The sequence below is a fragment of the Niveispirillum sp. GW835-FHT14G11 genome (assembly GCF_058793615.1).
In genome coordinates, this window is sequence record NZ_JBXAFZ010000011.1 from 42,947 (window position 1) to 62,505 (window position 19,559).

The 19,559-nt window shown below is 64.4% G+C and carries 15 protein-coding genes; 4 read left to right on the forward strand and 11 right to left on the reverse strand.

Annotation, left to right across the window (positions count from 1 at the left end; genetic code table 11):
• Positions 1-2 precede the first annotated feature (2 nt).
• The 8 genes from AC1Q7F_RS20050 to AC1Q7F_RS20085 form a co-directional block, all read right to left on the reverse strand.
• Positions 3-761 (reverse strand): SDR family oxidoreductase, encoded by a 759-nt coding sequence (locus AC1Q7F_RS20050; RefSeq protein WP_492510136.1) that lies wholly within the window; start codon positions 759-761, stop codon positions 3-5.
• Positions 758-2,518, reverse strand: coding sequence for a hydantoinase B/oxoprolinase family protein (locus AC1Q7F_RS20055; protein ID WP_492510138.1), 1,761 nt, complete (start codon positions 2,516-2,518; stop codon positions 758-760). The genes AC1Q7F_RS20050 and AC1Q7F_RS20055 overlap by 4 nt, the downstream gene beginning before the upstream one ends.
• Before the next feature lie 14 nt (positions 2,519-2,532).
• Positions 2,533-4,611, reverse strand: coding sequence for a hydantoinase/oxoprolinase family protein (locus AC1Q7F_RS20060; RefSeq protein WP_492510140.1), 2,079 nt, complete (start codon positions 4,609-4,611; stop codon positions 2,533-2,535).
• A 191-nt stretch (positions 4,612-4,802) separates the two neighbouring features.
• Positions 4,803-5,738: a 3,5-dioxohexanoate:acetyl-CoA acetone transferase gene (kce, locus tag AC1Q7F_RS20065; RefSeq protein WP_492510142.1), complete on the reverse strand. Its 936-nt coding sequence runs from the start codon at positions 5,736-5,738 to the stop codon at positions 4,803-4,805.
• A 93-nt stretch (positions 5,739-5,831) separates the two neighbouring features.
• Positions 5,832-7,130 carry an MFS transporter gene (locus AC1Q7F_RS20070; RefSeq protein WP_492510144.1) on the reverse strand — a complete coding sequence of 433 codons (1,299 nt, stop codon included), beginning with the start codon at positions 7,128-7,130 and terminating at the stop codon, positions 5,832-5,834.
• Between the two features lie 31 nt (positions 7,131-7,161).
• Positions 7,162-7,935, reverse strand: a complete 774-nt coding sequence (locus AC1Q7F_RS20075; RefSeq protein WP_492510146.1) for an SDR family NAD(P)-dependent oxidoreductase — start codon at positions 7,933-7,935, stop codon at positions 7,162-7,164.
• Between the two features lie 51 nt (positions 7,936-7,986).
• Positions 7,987-9,144 carry a serine hydrolase domain-containing protein gene (locus AC1Q7F_RS20080; RefSeq protein ID WP_492510148.1) on the reverse strand — a complete coding sequence of 386 codons (1,158 nt, stop codon included), beginning with the start codon at positions 9,142-9,144 and terminating at the stop codon, positions 7,987-7,989.
• Between the two features lie 18 nt (positions 9,145-9,162).
• On the reverse strand, positions 9,163-11,286 hold the full coding sequence (locus AC1Q7F_RS20085; RefSeq protein ID WP_492510150.1) for a TonB-dependent receptor: 2,124 nt from the start codon (positions 11,284-11,286) through the stop codon (positions 9,163-9,165).
• Positions 11,287-11,920: 634 nt separating this feature from the next.
• Between AC1Q7F_RS20085 and AC1Q7F_RS20090 the strand changes: the two genes are divergently transcribed.
• Entirely contained in the window at positions 11,921-12,718 is a 798-nt protein-coding gene (locus AC1Q7F_RS20090; RefSeq protein ID WP_492510152.1) for a GntR family transcriptional regulator, read from the forward strand.
• 73 nt (positions 12,719-12,791) lie between these two features.
• Here AC1Q7F_RS20090 and AC1Q7F_RS20095 read toward each other — a convergent pair whose 3' ends face one another.
• Genes AC1Q7F_RS20095 through AC1Q7F_RS20105 form a run of 3 tightly spaced genes read right to left on the reverse strand, consistent with a single transcriptional unit; the run spans position 12,792 to position 14,740 of the window.
• Entirely contained in the window at positions 12,792-12,995 is a 204-nt protein-coding gene (locus tag AC1Q7F_RS20095) for a YgaP family membrane protein (RefSeq protein ID WP_492510154.1), read from the reverse strand.
• Positions 12,996-13,013: 18 nt separating this feature from the next.
• Positions 13,014-13,460 carry a thioredoxin TrxC gene (trxC, locus tag AC1Q7F_RS20100; protein WP_492510156.1) on the reverse strand — a complete coding sequence of 149 codons (447 nt, stop codon included), beginning with the start codon at positions 13,458-13,460 and terminating at the stop codon, positions 13,014-13,016.
• Between the two features lie 5 nt (positions 13,461-13,465).
• Positions 13,466-14,740: an NAD(P)/FAD-dependent oxidoreductase gene (locus AC1Q7F_RS20105; protein ID WP_492510158.1), complete on the reverse strand. Its 1,275-nt coding sequence runs from the start codon at positions 14,738-14,740 to the stop codon at positions 13,466-13,468.
• A gap of 232 nt (positions 14,741-14,972) precedes the next feature.
• Between AC1Q7F_RS20105 and AC1Q7F_RS20110 the strand changes: the two genes are divergently transcribed.
• From AC1Q7F_RS20110 to AC1Q7F_RS20120, 3 genes are read left to right on the forward strand one after another with little or no spacing between them, the layout of a single operon-like run.
• On the forward strand, positions 14,973-15,320 hold the full coding sequence (locus AC1Q7F_RS20110; RefSeq protein ID WP_492510160.1) for a rhodanese-like domain-containing protein: 348 nt from the start codon (positions 14,973-14,975) through the stop codon (positions 15,318-15,320).
• 11 nt (positions 15,321-15,331) lie between these two features.
• Positions 15,332-16,324: an efflux RND transporter periplasmic adaptor subunit gene (locus tag AC1Q7F_RS20115; protein ID WP_492510162.1), complete on the forward strand. Its 993-nt coding sequence runs from the start codon at positions 15,332-15,334 to the stop codon at positions 16,322-16,324.
• Positions 16,321-19,536 (forward strand): efflux RND transporter permease subunit, encoded by a 3,216-nt coding sequence (locus tag AC1Q7F_RS20120; protein ID WP_492510164.1) that lies wholly within the window; start codon positions 16,321-16,323, stop codon positions 19,534-19,536. The genes AC1Q7F_RS20115 and AC1Q7F_RS20120 overlap by 4 nt, the downstream gene beginning before the upstream one ends.
• Positions 19,537-19,559 lie beyond the last annotated feature (23 nt).

Below are 19,559 nucleotides of genomic sequence, written 5' to 3' on the forward strand. Positions count from 1 at the left end.
TCTCACTCCCATTCGATATTGCCGTCGACGGCGATCAACTGTCCGGTGACGTGCCGGGCCGCATCGGATGCCAGGAAGACGGCCATGTCGCCGATTTCCTGCGGCTGGATTTTGGTACGCAGCGAGATGTAGCGCAGGAACTCCGCCTCCACCGTGGCCGCATCGGTACCGCGCCCGGCCGCGATGGTGGCCAGGATGCCGCGCATGCGGTCGCTATCCACGAAGCCCGGACGGATGGCATTGACGCGGATATTGTCCGGCCCCAATTCCCGCGCCGCGGCGCGTGTCAGCCCCTCCAGCGCCCATTTCGACGCGATATAGGGGGAGCGGTCCACGGGCAGAGTGGTGACAGATCCCGTGGAGATGTTGACGATGGCACCGCCGCCTTGCGCCTTCATCAGCGGCACGACAGCACGCATCAGGAAGAAGGCACCATGGACATTCACCTCAAAACAGGTGCGCCATCCGTCATCGCTGATCGCACCCAAGGGTCCGATCTGGCCGGCGATGCCGGCATTGTTGACCAGGATATCGACACTGCCCCAGCGGTCGGCAACTTCGGTGACGAAACGGGTGACGGCGGCGGCATCCGACACGTCCAGCCGGGTGGTGATCAGTCCAGGATGAGCGATCGCCGCTGCGTCCAGTCGCACGGGATCCGTGTCGCAGATGGCGACATCGGCCCCGGCGGCCAGGAACCGTTGGACGATGGCAAGGCCGATGCCGGATGCCCCGGCGGTGACGATGACGCGCTGCTTCATGGTGCTGCCCTCAGGGACCGGGTGGTGGAAAGGTCGGGATTGCCGTTGGGGTCCAAGGCCACGCGGTAGATGTCGCGGGCGCGCGCCACCGACAGGTAGCCTTCGCGCACCGCGTCCGCGACGCTGTCGGGCGGTCGGCTGGTCGGGGTGCCATAGCCACCGCCGCCGGCCGAGATGGCGGTGATCACGTCGCCTTGCTGCACATTGATCAGGGCGCACGCGGGCAGGGTCTCCCGGTCGCCGCCGGCCCGGTCCAGCCATTGGTCAGCGCGCCCGCCCTTGCCGCCGCCCCGCACACCCAGGGCTGCGTTGACATTGCCGTCGGAGCCGTAACCGATGTCGAAGCCGCCGACCAGCGGCCCGAACTCCACGATGGTGGAAGGTGCTCCGGTATACTGCCCCGCCCCCTCGCTGTCAGGCAGGAAGCCGCGCTTCAGAACCAGCAGCGGCTGGTACAACTCGTCCAGTTCCACCCCGTCGATGCAGCACATGCCGGCATTGCCGACATGGGCCGTGGTCCACCAGGCATCGGCATGCGGACTGGCGGCGCCGCCGGAAAAGGCCAGGAAGATCTGATTGACGAAGGGCTTGTTGTTGCGGGCATCAATGCCGGAAATGACGCCGGCCGATGGTGCGATGACGGCGCCCACTTCCGCCATGCCGAACCCGTCGCCCAGACCGGCTATGGCCACCTGTACGGCATTGGCCACGCGATCGGCGATGTTGGTGGTGGCGGCCGAACAGCTATAGGGATGTTCGGTGATGCCGGCGATGCAGCCGTGCCGCAACACCACCTCGATACGGCGGAAGGCACCGGCATTCTTGGGCACCCGATGGTCCAGCGAGTTGAACACCCCGATCATCGCGGCGGTGCGCGCGCACGCCTCGCTTAGGTTCATGCCGCAGGGCAGGCTGTCAGGATTGTCGGTCAGGTCGACCTGGATGCGCCGTGCTGCCCTGTCCACCGTGACGCTGGCCTTGATCGTCACCCCGGTCTCCGGCATGCCCGGGAAGGCGTCGTGGGTGCTGCTGGCCTGGGTCATGCCATCGGGCAGATGGGCCAATGCCTCCACCATCGCGGCTTCGGAGTAATCGAACCACTGGCCCGAGAAGGTGTTCAGCCGGCCCCAGCCCAACTCCCGCCCCATGGCGAGCAATTCCTTTTCCCCGATGCGCACGGCGCCGACCATGGCCAGATAGTCGCCATGCCACTGACCCGGCACGCGAATACGCATCTGGCACATGCGGATGATGTCATCGATGTCCTGATAATCGCGCTGCACCTGCACGGCCGGGAAGATCAAGGCACCCTCATGATAGATGTCGCGGGCATTGCCCATATAGGTGGTGGGCTCGGAATTGCCGATATCGGCCTGGTGCGCCTTGGCCAGCACCGTGAAACGGTGGACACCTTCGTCATCAATGACCGGCACCAGCAGGGTCAAGTCGGCAGGGTGGGAGCAGCCATGATAGGGGGAGTTATGCAGGAACGCGTCGCCGCGCTTCAGCACCGGGTGGAACTGCTTCATGGTGCGGGCCATCATGTCAGGCCCGGACAGCACATGGATGGGCAGGCTTTCCGCGGCGGCCAGCAGGTCGCCCGCATCGGTGACGATACAACAAGAGAAATCCCGCGCCCGGTTCAGCACGCCCGACCGGCCGGTCCGCAGCAGCGTATTGGCCATCTTGCGCACCACGCCTTCGAACCGGCTGTTGAGGATGGCGAGTTCGGCACCGTTCAGCTTGGTAGCGGTCATAATTGGTTCCCCGTTCAGGCCCGGCCGGCCGGATGGATGAGGATGCTGCCGGCCGGCGACCGCTGGGCGGTGGCGCCCGGATCGACGACGATGGTAGTAAATGCGCTTTCGATGATGCAGGGGCCTGCCAGTATCTCGTCCTGCGGCAAAGCCTCCAGCCGACGGATGGCGGTATCGACCCATCCCGTCTGCTGGAACCAGACGGGGCGATGGCGGATGACGTCCCCCGTCACATCGGTGCGGGTCTCCAGCCGGAATTCGGCGAAGGGCCGCACTTGACAGCGCATGGTGGCGCGCAGGCCCACGATCTCTACGGGAGAAGACGGATCGTCGATCGTGAAGATTTGCCGGTGGGCAGCATCAAAGATACGCCTGAATTCACCCACGTCCCCGTCATCCAGAAACCGGGTCCGGGGCAGGGTGACGTCGATGTCCCAGACCTGGTTCTCATACCGCGCCTCCGCGGTGATCACCGGTTCCGACGGCCGCGACGGGTCACCCGACTTGGCCGCAAACGCGGTGCATTGGGCGATCAGGTCGGCCAGGGCGGCGTTGACCCGGACGAAGTCGAAATGCGCGGTGCTGGTGAACAGGCTGGTGGCGTACTCGCCGGTCACGTCCGACATCATGGCGCCGGCGGCACTCAGCGCCGCCCCCGTCTCCGGAATGATCAGCCGGTCGCAACCCAGGCGGCGCGCGATGAAGGTGGAATTCAACCCGGCCGCTCCGCCGCCGCCGATCAGCACCGACCGGGCGGGGTCGATGCCCTGGGCCACGGTGATGTCGGCGATGGCCTGCACCATGTTCTCCGTCGACAAATGGATGATGCTCCAGGCCGCTTCCTCCACCGACACGCCCAGCGGCGTGGCCACATGCCGTTCGATGGCGGCGCGGGCGGCATCGCGGTCCAGCTTCATGGTCCCACCCAGGAAGAAGTCAGGGTCCAGGAAGCCCAGAATGGTGGCCGCATCCGTGACGGTGGGCATCGTGCCGCCCCGGCTGTAACAGACGGGGCCGGGCACGGCACCGGCACTTTCCGGCCCGACATGCAGCAGCCCGCCGGCATCGACCCGCGCGATGGAACCGCCGCCGGCCCCCACGCTTTTCACCTCCACTGACGGGTAGCCCACCAGATGGCCGCGCGTCGGTTGGCCGATCCACAGCTCACGGGTCATCGGCACATGACCGCCGCGCACCAGGGAGATGTCATAGGTGGTGCCGCCGGTATCGGCGACAATGACGCTGTCGCCGCTTCCCTCCAGCTCAGCATAGTGATGACCGGCGATGGGCGCCATGGACGGGCCGGAATTGATGATGCGGATGGGGGCGGCGGCCACGTCGACCGCCGGCATCATGCCGCCGGAACTGGTCAGCACCATGACCTTGCCCTTGAAGCCGGCCTCGCGCATGCGCACCTCCAGACCGCCCAGGTAACGACCCATCAGCGGCTTCAGCGCGGCGTCGATGGCAGTGGAGGAGGCCCGGCGGAATTCGCGCAGGGTCGGGTTGACCTGGTGCGAAAGGCTGAACGGAATGCCGGGCAGGGCGGTGGCCAACGCCTCACCCACCAGCAGCTCATGGGCGGGATTGATGGTGGACCACAGCAGGCAGACGCCCACCGCCTCCACCTTTTCCATCTTCAATCTCTCGATCAGGGCGGCTAGGGCCGTCCGGTCCAGCGGCCGATGGATGGACCCGTCATGGATGAGCCGTTCCGGCACCTCGAAGGTCAGGGCGCGGGGGATGAAGGGCTTGGGATAGGGAACGCAATGGTTGAACGGCTCGATCCGCCCGCCCTCGCGCAGGGTCAGGATGTCGCGGTGGCCATGCGTCACCAGCAGGGCGGTGCGCGCCGTGCGACCGGTGATGATGGCGTTGATGGCATGGGTGGTGCCGTGGATAAAGGTGCTGCCCCGGTCCAGCAGGGCGGCCAGATCCAGCCCGCGATCCGTGGCCGCCAGGGTCAGTGCGGCCAGAACGCCCTGCACCGGATCGCCCGGCACGGTAGAGGCCTTGTACATGCTGATGCGGCCATCATCCTCTTCCACCACCAGATCGGTGAAGGTGCCGCCGGTATCGGTTGCGAAGCGCATCTCACGCTCCTCTGTTCGGTGTTTGGGTGGGTTGGCTGATCGCCACTCCCTCGTCATCCCGGCGAAAGCCGGGACCCAGGGGCCACAGGAACATCCCTATACGCTGCGTCTATCAACGCAGCCGCAAGGTCGGGCACGCCGCCCCTGGGTCCCGGCTTGCGCCGGGATGACGGAATGGGGCAGCACAATCGTCAGAACGCCACCCGGTCCGGCCCCTTTAGTTCCAGCATGGCGCGGGCCTCATCCGGCGTGGCGATCTCAATGCCCAGTTCGGTCAGGATGGTCCGGATCTTGCGCACCTGTTCGGCATTGCTTTTGGCCAGTTGCCCGCGCCCGATCATCAGGCTGTCCTCCAGCCCGACGCGGACATTCCCCCCCAGCATCGCTGACATTGTCAGGAACCGCATCTGCGGCCGGCCGATGCCGAAGGCGGACAGGTAGTAATCGTCGCCGAACAGCCGGTCGGCCGTCTGCTTCATCAAGGCCAGGTTTTCAAGATCGGGGCCGATGCCGCCAAGCACGCCGAAGATGCCCTGGATCAGGAAGGGTGGCTTGATCAAGCCACGGTCGGCGAAATGCGCGACATTGTAGAGGTGGCCAAGGTCGTAGCATTCATATTCGAACCTGGTGCCATGTGCCTCGCCCAGCTCGCGGATGATGCGTTCGATCAGCTCGAAATTATGGTTGGCGGCAAAGCGCTTGCTGGCGGCCAGGAACGGCTGCTCCCACGGATGCTTCCATTCGGAATATTTGTCGGCCAGGCCGAAGATGCCGAAATTCATCGATCCCATGTTCAGCGAGGTCATTTCCGGCAGGGCCCGCAAAGGGGCGGCCAGACGGTCATCCTCGCTGAATCCCGGCGCACCGCCGGTCGTGATGTTGATGATGGCATCGCAGCGCTGCTTGATCTGCGGCAGGAACTGCATGAATAGCGCCGGATCGGCCGACGGGCGGCCGTCGACCGGGTCGCGGGCATGCAGATGCAGGATGGCGGCCCCCGCCTCTGCCGCTTCCACCGACTGGTCGATGATCTGCTGCGGGGTGATGGGCAGGTAGGGCGACATGGTCGGCGTATGGATGGAGCCGGTGATGGCGCAGGTGATGATGACCTTGTCGGACTTGCGCATGGATATCTCCCAATGGCCGGGCAAGGGGTTGCCTTTGACGGCCACGATGGGTCGCCGCTTGCCGGAACGGATGGTGGTTAAAGGATCGGCGCTTTATGCGTCGGCGAGGTTGGCGGTGGCGGCCCGCACGGGGGCCCGGCTGAACCAGGCCAGCAGAGCCCCCATGGTGGCGAAGATGAGGGTGGCCAGCAGCAGCGATGATCCCAGGGCCTTGTCATCGCCGAACACCAGGTCGGTGATCAGGCCGATGGAGGTGGGGCCGAAGCCGATGGCCGTGAAGGTGATAGCCGCCATGAAGCAGGCACTCGTAACCCCGCGCAGCCGTTCGGGCGTCAGCAGCTGCACGCCCGACAGGCCCGGCGGTGCGGCAGCGGTGATGAAGACGTTCAGCAGGGCGTAGGCGGCCAGCGACAGGGGCAGGTTCGTGGTGGTGCAGAACAGCACGGCCACCGGAACGGACAGCAGCAGCATGGCACCGATCACCACGCCGGGGGCGCCGGCAACACCATGGGCCTGCAGCCGGTCGGTCAGATAGCCGCCCGTCAAGTGGCCGATGGGGCCGGCGAGCAGGACCACCATGCCGACCGCATACCCGGCTTCCGCCGGGGTGAAGCCGAAATTGCGGATATAGAAAGTGGGCGACCAAGCGGCATAGGACTGGACCAGCAGGATGGCGCAGGATGCCGCCCCAGTGTGCAACAGATAGGCGGCACGGTGGCGGCCGATATGGGCGAACACTTCTTTCAGGTCGGGCTTGGCAATGATGCCGCCCGCCCGTGCCGGTTCACGCACGGACAGCAGCAGCATGGCCACGATCAGGCCCGGCAGCGCGGCGGCGATGAACAGTCCCTGCCAAGGTGACAGATGTCCCCAACCCGGCAGGGTGATCCCGCCCTGTGTCGTCAGCCAGGCCAGGATCATGCCGCCGACGATCAGGGCCAGCGACTTGCCAAATGATGCCCCCATGGTGAAGGTGCCGATGGCTCGCGCCAGCTTTCCCCGGCTGAAATAGGCGGCGATCAACGACATGGCGGCGGGGACCAGTGCCGCCTCCCCGAAGCCCACCGCGACACGGGCGGCGAACAGGCTGCCGAAGGAGGTGGCCAGTCCACAGGCCGCCGTCGCCAGGCTCCACAGCACGATGCCGACAATGATGATGTTGCGGCGGTTGGTACGGTCGGCCGCCCAACCCAGCGGAATGGCCGCGACCGTGTAGAGGATGACGAAGCCGGTGCCGTGCAGCAGGCCCAGTTGCGTATCGCTGAGCCCCATCTCCGCCTTGATCGGCACCAGAACCAGGCTCATCACGAACCGGTCTACGAAGGAAACGAGGTGGGTCAGCGACAGCAATGCCGCCACATACCAGGCGTAGGCGCTGTCCTTGCGAAGCATACTTGTCACTCCCCATCCTCTCTTCCGGTTGTCAGCCAATGGCGGCGGAAATGCCTTCATCAATGACCAACGTCGTTCCGAATACCGGACGCGCACCGTCGGACAGCAGATAGAGGGCGGCCTGGGCCACCTCTTCCGGTTTGGAGAAGGTGGTGCCGCTGGGCGTCATGCGGCGCATGCCGTCCAGCACTTCAGCCATTTCCGGAGCATTGCGCATGGCCTCGTTCATCGGGGTTTCGGTGTTGCCGGGGGCCACCGCGTTGACATTGATGCCGAATGGCGCCAACTCCGCCCCGGCCACGCGCGTCATCATGACGATGGCTGCCTTGCTGGCGCAGTAGACGGCGAAGCCCTTGACGCCGATGGTGCCGGCCACCGAGGCGAAGTTCAGCACCTTGCCCCGGCCGCGCGCCTTCAGGTGCGGCACGGCGGCCTGCAGGCAGTTCCAGGTTCCCTTGATATTGATATCGACCATCCGGTTCATGGCGCTGGACGGGGTGTCACCCACGGGGCTGGGCTCGAACACGCCGGCGGCGTTGACCAGGATATCCAGGCCACCGAAATCGGCCACCACGCTGTCCAGCAGGGCTGTCACCGCCGCCTCGTCCCGCACATCGGCTGCATAGGCCTTGGCTTCACCACCGGCCGCAATCACGGCGTCCACCACGGGGGCGGCTTTGGCGATGCTGCTGCTGGCCACGATGGCGACACGGGCACCACGCGCACCCAACGCCTGGGCCACAGTGGCCCCGATACCGGAGCTGCCGCCGGTTACCAGGGCGACCTTTCCCTTGAAGTCAGACATGGTTTTCCCCTCCTTCTGGGGTGGAGCGACATTAGTCGCGCCGAAAATGGTTCAGGGCTCGATCGAGGCCTGGGGTCCCAAGGCGGCTTCCACCAGGGCCTGGCAGCGGTCGCCCATGCCGGCCCCGGCGCACATCAGGTTGGGGCTGTAGCTGAAGGACAGGCCGGCCTCGGGATCGGCGATCCCCACGGCCCCACCCGCACCCGGGTGGCCGAAGGCGCGCGGATTGGCGCCGAATATCAACATGGGCGGATAGCCCAGGAACAGCCCCAGACCATAGCGGAAGGGCCGGTCGGTCATGCCGCAAACGCCGCGCCAGCTTTCGGTGCGCATTGCCTCCACCATGGCCGGTGACACCAGCCGAACGCCGTCCAGTTCCCCACCATGGGCCAGGGCGGCATAGACGCGGGCGATGGCGCGGGCATTGCCGTGACCGTTGGAGGACGGCATCACGGCGCGGCGGAAGGCAAGATCGTTATAGGCCATCGGCGATGCCGGCCGCACGCGCCAGGCGCGGCCCAGCTTGGTGGCCGTGTCGCGGGTCTGGACGAAGGTGACGCTGGCAGGGTTGGGCAGGATGTCGGATACACGGTGCATGTCCGCGTCTGCCACCCCGAAACCATAGTCGATGCCCAGCGGCCGTGCGATTTCCTCGTGAAAGAAGACATCGATGGTGCGGCCATCCACCCGCCGCACCATCTCTCCCAGCAGGAACCCGGCGCTCATGGAATGATAGGCGCCCCGCGTGCCCGGTTCCCATTCCGGCTTCTGCGCTGCCAGGGCCCGGCACATCAGGTCCCAGTCATAGGCCGACCCGTCAGGTGCCGCATCGGCATAGAGGACGCCGGACAGGGCAGACAGCAGCATGCGAACGGTGGTCTTCCCCTTTCCGGCCTGGCCATATTCGGGCCAGTAATCGGTGACCAGCGCCTCCAGATCGACCTTGCCGCGGTCGACCAGCATCAGCAGGCAGAGAGCAGCCATCGACTTGCCCACCGACATCATGCAGCAGATCGTATCTTCCTGCCAAAGTGCGCCAGTTTCCTGGTTGGCAACTCCGCCCCAGAGATCCACAACCTTCCGTCCATCCCGGTAGATGCAGACGGCTGCCCCCAATTCCCCCCGGCTGCGGAAGTTTTCGAGGAACACGTCCCGGACACTGGCGAAATCGGGGGCGCAGGTGCCGTCGATGTGGATCGGTGACGTCATCTTGGGCTCCAGTGCAGATCAGTAGGTGTAGGTCAGGCGGACGCCATAGGTGCGCGGGTCGCCGGGGGTGCCCGACGGCACGGCCGTGAAGGTGCCGGTGGAGACCAGATACTGCGTGTCGGACAGGTTGCGACCATAGACGATCACCTGCCAGTTGCCGTCATAGGGGGCGAAGCCGACACTGGCATTGACCAGATCATAGCTGCCCATGGTCTGGATGGCATCATTAAGCAGAGTGAAATATTGCCGGTCCTTCCAGCCATACTCACCACGGACGAAGGCTGATCCATTGCCGATATCGAAGCTGTACTGACCATACAGGGTGTATGCCCATTTCGGGGCGGAGTTGAGATAATTGCCCGACGCGTCGATGGTGACGACCGGGGTGGTGCCGGGGACGGGCGCCTGGGGGTAGTTCTTGTATTTGGCATCCAACCAGGTCAGGTTGCCGCCGATCTCCAGCCCGGCCACGGGCCGCGCCGTCAGTTCCAGTTCCATGCCGTTCACCTTGGCGTCGGATGCGTTGGTGATATCCACCACGCCTGGCGACAGGAAGGACTGGACCTGCAAATCCTTGTAATCATAAGTAAAAGCCGAGCCGTTCAGGCGCAGGCGCTTGTCCGCGAATTCGGTCTTGAACCCCGCCTCATAGCTCCACAGCGTTTCCGGGGCGAAGCCCTGGGCGGTGTTGCCCGAGGAGAAATTGAACCCGCCCGATTTGAAGCCGCGCGTGGCCGTGGCATAGAGCATCACATCCTGGTTCACCTTGAACTCCGCCCCGAATTTCGGGGTCCAGGCCTTGTAATGCCCCTCGTTCAAATAGAGGCGCGGATATGTTGCCAGCGGCAGCCCGGTGGTCAGGCCGTAGATGTTCAGATACTGGTCGAAATCCTTCTTCTCATCCGTGTAGCGGATGCCGGCCGTCAGGGTGAACTGATCGGTCAGGTCGTACGAGCCTTGGCCGTAACCGGCCCACGCCTTGGTATCCACCGTCGGCGCCGGGTTGGTGACGCGGTTCAGGTTATAGGCGATGACCAGGGAATTGGTGTCGATATGTTCGTCGAAATAATATAGGCCGACGACATATTTGAACTTGTCCACCCGGCCCGACAGATTCAGTTCCTCGGAGATTTGTTCCTGGAACTCCCGCTGCCGGGTCTCCTGTCGGCGCAGGTGGGTGGCATCGGTGTCGGTGATATAATCCATATCGCTCTTGCGATAGGCAGTCAGGGACTTCAGTTCGACCGCGTCCGACAGGGTGTAGTTGACCTCTGCCGACACGCCCTTGACCTTGCGGTCGGTGTTGCTGGGGCTGTCCGCCGCCACCTTGTGCCAGTCACCACGGATGGCCTCCGTCACCGGGTCGATGGCGCCGCCAGCCACGGGGCGGAAAGGTTGCAGCAGGGCCTGGTTGCCGACGAAATGGCCATAATCGGCCATGTAATCGGCACGGAACACGATGTCCAGCGCCTCGTTCGGGGTGGCGCGCAGGATGGCGCGGGCGCCCCAGGTATCCTCGCTGGCGCGGTCATTGCCCGACGCGGCGACATTCTTGAAATAGCCGTCATGCTTGCTGCCCATCACGGACACGCTGCCATAGAGCCGGTCTTCGATCAGCGGGCCACTGATATAGGCCTCGCCCCGATAGAGATCATAATTGCCGATGGTGGCCTGCGCCTTGGCCTGGACCTTCTGGCTGGGCAGGCGGGAAATGACATTGATGGTGCCGCCCACGGAATTGCGACCGTAGAGCGTACCTTGTGGACCGCGCACCACCTCGACCCGCTCCACATCCAGGAAATTGCTGAAGGCTGCGGCGGGACGCGCAATATAGACTCCGTCCACATGCATGGTCGTGCTGGGATCGGAACCCGCGAACACGTTGTTGGAGCCGATGCCACGGATATAGATCTGGGAGAAAGCACCGTTCTGGGCGATGACCAGATTGGGCGTGGAGCCCGCCAGGTCGCGGATATCCTTGATCCCGGTCTTCTCCAGGCTGTCGGCGGTGAAGGCGGTGATGGCGATCGGCGTTTCCTGCAGTCTCGTATCACCCATCTTCGTGGCGGTAACGATGATTTCCTCAAGAACGAAATCATCCGTCGCCTGTGCCAGGACAGGGAGGGGGGCCAAAACGCCCATGATTGCACTGGTCGTCAACAAAAGGCGGAGATTTGGCATGGTCATGTCCCTGTCCTTCATACGTATTCTTATCTGAAAGTCGGGTGGTCGTAAGGCCATTCATGACAATCAATTCAAGGCTGTCAGAGGCGTTGGCGACTTACGCATACGGATTTTGTGTCGAAGGTCAAATCTTCGACTGGCAACGGACAGGCTTGTGAGGGCCTGTCACCTTGTGAATCCCTTGATGACTGCATTCCCCGGTGAGTGCAGTCGGCCTGTTTGCGCCCATTTCCCTGTGTTGGTTGAAATGTTGGGTGTCCCGATGAGCGCCCTCTTAATCCGACATAAAGTGTCGGCACTTACAAGATGGTTTTTTGACTGATGCGTGTTTTTTATTTCATCGACGGGCATGTTTTTCAAAAATGCCATATATTACAATGCAGTGGAAAAATGTCCGTACGCTCATTGGCGGCTGCTTCCAGATGGTTCTGGAAATATGTCGACACTAATGCGAATTGGGCTATCCTGTCTTCCGCCCGGCTTTGCAGGTGGCGGACCGTTGTCGTAGCATCGGTGGCAGGGGCTTGTTCCAGCGACGATGAATGCCGCCGGCAGGTGGCGGGAGATGCAGGATGGGGGAGGGGCTTTGGCGATGAAACAGAACGGGACGGATGAGAAACCCAAGGCGCGTACCCGCATTTCGTGCCCGCCGGTGGAAACCGGTGGAGAGGTTGAACTTTTGCCCCCCAGTGTCGGTATCGCCCCATCCCCCTTCGGTGCTCCGAAGCTGCTGGCTGATGGCAGCACGAAGACGACGCTCGTGCAGCTTGTGCACGAGACGCTGATGCAAAGCCTGGATGAAGGCGTGCTGCGTCCCGGTCAGCGCATCAAGGCGGCGGAACTGGCCAAGCGCCTGGGCCTGAGCCGGGCGCCGGTGCGCGAGGCGCTGCATGTGCTGGCCGGCCAGGGGCTTGTCGAACTGCTGCCCGACAAGGGCGCGGTGATGCGGGAACTGACCCTGGAAGACCTGATCCAGATTTATGAGGTGATGGGTCCGATTGCCAAGGTCGGCGTCATCGCCGCCACCCGCCGGATCGAGGAGGGGGACAACCGGCAGAAAGTGAATGCGGCGGTGGAGCGTATCCGTGCCGCCCGCGATGCCCCCCCTTCCTACAAATTCTATCTGGTCCTGAATGATTTTCACTATCTGCTGAACGCCATCGGGCAGAAACCCTATGTGGATTATCTGCTGGGCCTGATGAATATCGAATATTGGAACCGGTTTCTTGCCGGCGCCATCGACATGCGCAAGCATATTCCCGGCTATATCGCCAATTACAACCGCTTGGCGGATGCCGTCATGGCCGGCGACGTCCGGTCGGCCGCTGCGGTCATGGACAGCCACATCGAATGGTCCATCGGGTTGCTGGAGCGTTCGGTCATCCGGTAGCGGCGTGCCGCCACCTATCGGCCGGGCCGATTGCCGCCAAGGGCGGATCGATCGGTGCGGTTGATCAATGATTTTACCGGAAGGCACAACCCGCTGGCAGGCCCAGCTTGCGCAAGATGATGGCGGCTGGGCAGAAGCCCGTGATGCCGGCCTGTAGCATGTTCAGCCCGACAAAGGCGGTCAGCCACAGCCAGACGGGACCGAAAAGCCATGCCAGCGCCAGGCTGATCAGGACCATGATTCCGGCAAAGGACAGTACGGCTTTATCGACATTCATGATGATGCTCCTCGGGGGTCAGCGGGTGGTGGAAAGGTGGCTGCGGGTCCAGCCGACGATCTGGTCGGCACTCATCACTCCTGATTGCCGGGCCAGCAGACGCCCGCCCCGCAGCAGCGCCAGGGTGGGGATGCCTTGCACCGACAGTCGGGCAGGCCAATCCGGCTGCTCATCGACATTCAGCTTCACCAGCCTCACATCGGGTTCCAGCCGGGCGGCGGCCATATCGAATTGCGGACCCATCTGCCGGCAGGGGCCGCACCAGGGTGCCCAGAAATCGACCAGCACCGGCAAATCGCCCTTTCCCAGATGCTTGTCGAGTGTGGCGGTGGTGACGGCGACGGGGTGACCGGTGAACAAGGGCGCGTGACAGGCACCGCAATGGGCCTGTGCGGCCGGCCGATCGACCGGCACGCGGTTGATGGCCTGGCAGGAGGGACAGACCAGATGACGGCTGGCAGACATCGATCTCACTCCTCCTTCACCTTGCGGATGTTGAGACGTTCCATCAGGAAATGCTCGTAGAAGGGTTCGGACGTGCCACGTCGGATCTTGTGCAGGAAATATTTCTCGAATCCGACCTTGGCATAATGCACCCAGGTGCCGCGCGCCGACCAGTTGACATTGCGCGGCGGGATCTGTGGCTGAGCGACGAAGGCCACGCCGCCATCGCCAAAGTCAGCCAGACAGACGGCGTTCAGCGTCGGGCTGCGGGTCGGCTTGCCGCCGCGCAGGAGCGCGCCGATATTCAGCGCCGTGGCCGTCACCATGGATTCGATCATGAACCCGGTCTTGGGCACGCCTACCGGCACCGGCGTTGGCCCCATGGGCGGGATGGCGACGCAGACGCCGATGGCGAAGACATTGGGGAAGGTTGGATTGCGCTGATACTTGTCGGTCAGCACGAAACCGCGCGCATTGGTCAACCCCTCCACCCCGCGCAGGGCCGGCACGCCGCGGAAGGCCGGCAGCAGCATGGAAAACGCGAAGGGCAGATCATGGCTGCGCAGGAGATTGCCGCCATCGGCCATTTCTTCCACTTGCATGCGGCCGGGTTGGATATCCTTGACGCGGGCATTGGTCACCCATTTGATGTGCCGCTGTCGCAGCTCGCTCTCCATCATGGATTTGGTGTCACCCACACCATCCAGGCCGAGATGGCCGATATAGGGTTCCGGCGTCACCAGGGTCATCGGCACCCGGTCGCGGATGCCGCGTTTGCGCAACTCGGTATCGAGGATGAAGGCGAACTCATAGGCCGGGCCGAAGCAGGACGCCCCCTGCGCGGCACCCACCACGATGGGGCCGGGATCGGCACAGAATTTTTCGAATGCCGCAAAGGCATCAGCGGCATGCGCTGTCTGGCAGATGGAGTGGGTATGAGCTGCCGGTCCCAACCCCGGCACCTCGTCAAAGGCCAGATCGGGACCGGTGGCAATCACCAGATAATCATAGGCCAGGGAGGTGCCGTCGGCGATATCCAGGCGGTTTTCCCGCGGATGCACGCGTGTGGCCCCGGCATTGATGAAATGGATGTCCTTGCGGGCCAGGATCGGCGTGAGGTCGATCTCGATATCCTTGCGCTCCCGCCAGCCGACGGCGACCCAGGGGTTGGAGGGTGTGAACTGGAACTGCCCGCTCTGTCCGACCAGGGTCAGTCGGTCACCCGGCTGCAATTGCGGCAGCAATTCATAGGCCATCAGCGTTCCGCCCAACCCGGCGCCCAGTACGACAATCTCGGCCATCAGAACCTCCCTGGCTTGATTTTCCGGTTCCGCCTTGGCAGCGGCGTGCCGGCGCATTGCGGCATCAGTGCTAGTTCAATTACGCATAAAATCATATATTCGTAAATATGAATATATGATGAAAGCTGGGGGCTGCCCCATGCTTCCTGGGCATGCGTCGCCGGATTGACGTCGCCTTTAGACTTATGTACCTTCATACATCTGAATATAACTAAATATGGATCATCCCGCCATGTTGCAGGAACATTCCCCCGCCGCCGTGCATGATATGGTGGCCGACCGGTCCATCCTGTTGGTGGATGTACGCGAGCCGCAGGAATATGCGGCGGCCCGCATTCACGGTGCTGTGCTGTTTCCGCTGTCCAGCTTCGATCCTACGACGCTGCCACCGCCCGACAAGGTGCGGGTGGTGTTCCATTGCGGGTCGGGCAAGCGCTCGGCCATGGCCGTGGCGCGATGCGAACAGGCCGGAATCGGCCATGCTGCGCACATGGCAGGCGGCATCCAGGCCTGGATGGCGGCCCGCCTGCCCCTCGTCACGCTGGACCCGGCCAGCGGCGGCGTCATCGACCGCCGGTGAGGAGTGTTCCCATGCGCGCCCTGCTGCTGCCGGTCCTGACCCTGTTGCTGCTGTCGTCCCCGGTTGGGGCGGCGGAGGGGGACTTCCCGGTCGTCCTGACCTTGCTGCCGGATGAGAAATCGGTCTTCGCCACGGTGGAGACGGTGAATGAAGTGGCCGCCCGCGTGCGCACGGGCGGCACCGTCACCGGCATTTCGGTGCGCGAAGGCGACGCGGTGACGGCGGGCCAGGTGATCGCCAGCATCGGCGATCAGAAGCTGGCCTTCCAGCAAGGTGCGCTGGACGCGCAGATCGCGGCGGCGCGCGCGCAGATGGACCAGGCGCAGGGTGATCTGCAGCGTGGTGAGGCCTTGTCGAAGAACGGCTTTGTCACCCGGCAGCGGCTGGACGAACTGCGCACCGCCGCCAATGTCGCCGCCAACAACCTGAAATCCCGTATGGCTGATCGCGCCGTGCTGGGCCAGCAGATGAACGAGGGGCAGGTGCTCGCCCCCACCGCCGGCCGGGTGCTAAGCGTGCCGGTAACGCCGGGCACCGTGGTCATGCCGGGCGAAACGGTGGCGATGATCGCCGAGCGCGACTATGTGCTGCGCCTGTCGGTGCCGGAACGCCATGCCGCCAGCCTGAAGGCCGGTGACCCGGTCCGCCTGGATGGCGATGATCTGGCCCCAGATGCGGGGGATGGGCAGGGTGCCGTCACCCTGGTCTATCCGCGCATCCGCGACGGCCGCGTGCAGGCCGATGCCCGCGTCACGGGCCTGGGCGATTATTTCGTGGGTCAGCGGGTACGGGTATGGGTGCCGACCGGCCGGCGGCCCGTGATCATCGTGCCGGCTTCGTACCTGACCACACGCTTCGGCATGGATTTCGCCTATCTGCGCCAGGGTGAGGTCAGCGTGGCCGTGCCGGTGCAGCGTGGGCAGAAGCGGCCCCGCCCCGATCTGCCCGACGGTGTGGAAATCCTGTCAGGCCTGGGCAATGGCGACATTCTGGTGCGGCCATGAAACTGGGACTTTCCGGCCGGCTGACGCAGGCCAGCATCCGTTCCCCCCTGACGCCCCTGTTCCTGCTGGCCTCGCTGATCGCCGGGCTGCTGGCCCTGGCCCTGATCGCGCGCGAGGAGGAGCCGCAGATCAGCGTGCCCATGGTCGATATCCTGGTCGATGCCGACGGGCTGAAGGCTCCCGACGCGGCCGAACTGGTGACCAAGCCGCTGGAAGCCATCGTCAAGGGTGTCAGTGGCGTCGATCATGTCTATAGCCAGACAGAGGATGACCGCGTCATGGTGACGGCGCGGTTCAAGGTCGGCACCAGCGAGGATGACGCCATCCTGCGCGTCCATGCCAAGGTTCGCGCCCATCTGGGTGAAATCCCCACCGGCATCCCGGAACCTGCCATCATCGGTCGCGGCATCAATGACGTGGCCATCGTCACCTTGACCCTGTCGGCGGCACCCGGCCGGGCCGACCGCTGGACCGACCGCGATGTCGGTACGCTTGCGGAAAAGCTGCGGACCGAGCTGATCAAGGTGCCGGATATCGGTGCTACGTATCTGTCGGGCCGGGTCGGCGACCAGGTGCGGGTGGAGCCGGACCCGGAGAAGCTGGCCTTGTTCGGCATCACTCTGGAACAATTGCAGGCCAAGCTGCAAGGCGCCAACCGGTCCTTCCTGGCCGGAAGGCTGACCGATGGCGGGCGCAGTGTCACCGTGGCTGCCGGCCAGACGCTGGGCGGTGTGCCCGATATCGGCCTGTTGCTGATCACCAGCCGTGATGGGCGCCCCGTCTATGTCCGCGATGTCGCGACTGTCCGGCTGGACAGCGCGCCCCTGGACCAGGCGGCCTGGACGCAGGTGCGCAACGGCAAGGATGGCTGGACCCGCATGCCGGCCGTGACCGTGGCGCTGGCCAAGCGCGCCGGCGCCAATGCCGTCACGGTCGCCGACGCGATTCTGGAACGGGTGGAGACCTTGCGCGGCAGCCTGATCCCCCACGGGGTGATGGTGGAGGTGACGCGCGATTACGGACAGACGGCGTCGGAAAAGGCCGATGAGCTGCTGTTCCATCTGGGTCTGGCGACCCTGTCCATCGTTGCGCTGATCTGGGTGGCGATTGGCCGGCGCGAGGCACTGGTGACGCTGATCGTCATCCCCGTCACCATCCTGATGACGCTGTTCGCCGCCTATATCATGGGCTACACGGTCAATCGCGTCAGCCTGTTCGCCCTGATATTCTCCATTGGCATCCTGGTCGACGACGCCATCGTGGTCGTGGAGAATATTGCCCGCCACTGGGCCATGGCCGACGGTCGGACCCGCTTGGACGCCGCTGTGGAAGCGGTGGCGGAGGTGGGCAACCCCACCGTGGTTGCCACCCTGACCGTCATCGCCGCCTTGCTGCCGATGCTGTTCGTGTCGGGCATGATGGGGCCCTATATGGCGCCCATCCCGGTCAATGCCTCGGCCGCCATGTTGTTCAGCTTCTTCGCTGCCATGGTGCTGGCGCCGTGGCTGATGTTGAAGCTGACACCGGCGGGGGCGGTGAATGCGCAAGACGGGCACCCTGCCGCCCATGATGGCGGACGACTGGGCCGGCTTTACCGCCGCGTGGCGGCCCCGATCCTGTCTTCCCGGCGCCGGGCCGGCTGGTTTCTGACGATCGTTAGCATCGCCACCCTTGCGGCCTTGGGCCTGTTCGCCACCAAAGGCGTGACGGTGAAGCTGTTGCCGTTCGACAACAAGTCGGAACTCGCCATTCAGTTGAACCTGCCGCGCGGGGCCAGCCTGGAGGATACCCAGCGCCTGCTGTTCGCCGCCACCGACATTGCGGCCACCTTGCCGGAAGTGCGGTCGGCGCAGATCTATGCCGGCACGGCTGCACCCTTCAATTTCAACGGACTGGTCCGTCACAGCTTTCTGCGTGCCAGCCCTGACCTGGGCGAGGTGCAGATCAACCTGGCGCCCAAAGGTGAGCGCGCCCGCGCCAGCCATGCCATCGCCCTGGAGCTGCGGGCCCGGCTGCTGGCCGGATTGACGCTGCCGTCGGGCACCAGCCTGAAGGTCGTGGAGGTGCCGCCCGGCCCACCCGTGCTGGCGACATTGCTGGCGGAGATCTATGGCCCCGACGCCGTTACCCGGCGTGCGGTAGCAACGGAGTTGCGGAAGATTTTCGCCGCCATCCCCTTCATCACCGATATCGACGACAGTTTCGGCATGGCCCAGCCACGCCTGCGCCTGTCGATTGACCAGGACCGGCTGGAATATTTCGGCGTGGAGCAGGCGGCTGTTCATGACGCCATCCGCACAATCCTGGGTGCCAGCCCGATCGGCTATTCCCACCGTGGGGCCGAACGCTATCCGGTGGATATCGTCCTGGCCTTGCCGAAGCAGGACCGGGCCTGGACCGAACGGCTGGCCAGTACGCCGGTGCCCGCCAATGCCATCCCCGGTTCCAACAAGGTTGTGGAACTGGGTGAACTGGTGCGGGTGACGCGGGAAGAGGGATCGCCCGTGCTGTTCCGCCGCGACGGCTATTTCACCGACATGGTGACGGCCGAACTGGCCGGCCGGTTCGAGGCGCCGATCTATGGCATGGGGGCCGTGTCCGATGCCATCGACGCTCATGACTGGGGCAGCCTGCCCGAGCCCACCATCCGTCTGGCCGGACAGCCGGCGGATGAAAGCGTGCCCACCTTGCTGTGGGATGGGGAATGGGAGGTCACCTATGTCACCTTCCGCGACATGGGGGCGGCGTTTGGCGTGGCTATCCTGGGCATCTATGTGCTGGTCGTGGCGCAGTTCCGCAGTTTCCGGCTGCCGCTGGTCATCCTGACGCCCATTCCGCTGACGTTGCTGGGCATCATGCTGGGCCATTGGCTGCTGAATGCCGCCTTCACCGCCACGTCGATGATCGGCTTCATCGCGCTGGCCGGCATCATCGTGCGCAATTCCATCCTGCTGGTGGATTTCATCCGGCACGGGGTGGGCCAGGGCTTGACCCTGCGCGAGGTGCTGCTGCAGGCCGGCGCCGTACGGTTCAAGCCCATTGCCCTGACGGCCCTGTCGGCGATGATCGGGGCGGCCACTATCCTGGTCGATCCGATCTTCCAGGGGCTGGCCGTGTCGCTGCTGTTTGGTCTGGCATCGTCCACCCTGCTGACGGTGCTGGTCATCCCGGCCCTTTATATCGTGCTGCGCGACGGGGAGGCGGTGGCGTGACGGGGTGCCCATTGACGAGGGTG

Bases quoted from the DNA above. Each gene is read 5' to 3' on its own strand.
- AC1Q7F_RS20050 (WP_492510136.1), bottom strand. From the start codon at position 761: ATGAAGCAGCGCGTCATCGTCACCGCCGGGGCATCCGGCATCGGCCTT.
- AC1Q7F_RS20055 (WP_492510138.1), bottom strand. From the start codon at position 2,518: ATGACCGCTACCAAGCTGAACGGTGCCGAACTCGCCATCCTCAACAGC.
- AC1Q7F_RS20060 (WP_492510140.1), bottom strand. From the start codon at position 4,611: ATGCGCTTCGCAACCGATACCGGCGGCACCTTCACCGATCTGGTGGTG.
- kce (WP_492510142.1), bottom strand. From the start codon at position 5,738: ATGCGCAAGTCCGACAAGGTCATCATCACCTGCGCCATCACCGGCTCC.
- AC1Q7F_RS20070 (WP_492510144.1), bottom strand. From the start codon at position 7,130: ATGCTTCGCAAGGACAGCGCCTACGCCTGGTATGTGGCGGCATTGCTG.
- AC1Q7F_RS20075 (WP_492510146.1), bottom strand. From the start codon at position 7,935: ATGTCTGACTTCAAGGGAAAGGTCGCCCTGGTAACCGGCGGCAGCTCC.
- AC1Q7F_RS20080 (WP_492510148.1), bottom strand. From the start codon at position 9,144: ATGACGTCACCGATCCACATCGACGGCACCTGCGCCCCCGATTTCGCC.
- AC1Q7F_RS20085 (WP_492510150.1), bottom strand. From the start codon at position 11,286: ATGGGCGTTTTGGCCCCCCTCCCTGTCCTGGCACAGGCGACGGATGAT.
- AC1Q7F_RS20090 (WP_492510152.1), top strand. From the start codon at position 11,921: ATGAAACAGAACGGGACGGATGAGAAACCCAAGGCGCGTACCCGCATT.
- AC1Q7F_RS20095 (WP_492510154.1), bottom strand. From the start codon at position 12,995: ATGAATGTCGATAAAGCCGTACTGTCCTTTGCCGGAATCATGGTCCTG.
- trxC (WP_492510156.1), bottom strand. From the start codon at position 13,460: ATGTCTGCCAGCCGTCATCTGGTCTGTCCCTCCTGCCAGGCCATCAAC.
- AC1Q7F_RS20105 (WP_492510158.1), bottom strand. From the start codon at position 14,740: ATGGCCGAGATTGTCGTACTGGGCGCCGGGTTGGGCGGAACGCTGATG.
- AC1Q7F_RS20110 (WP_492510160.1), top strand. From the start codon at position 14,973: ATGTTGCAGGAACATTCCCCCGCCGCCGTGCATGATATGGTGGCCGAC.
- AC1Q7F_RS20115 (WP_492510162.1), top strand. From the start codon at position 15,332: ATGCGCGCCCTGCTGCTGCCGGTCCTGACCCTGTTGCTGCTGTCGTCC.
- AC1Q7F_RS20120 (WP_492510164.1), top strand. From the start codon at position 16,321: ATGAAACTGGGACTTTCCGGCCGGCTGACGCAGGCCAGCATCCGTTCC.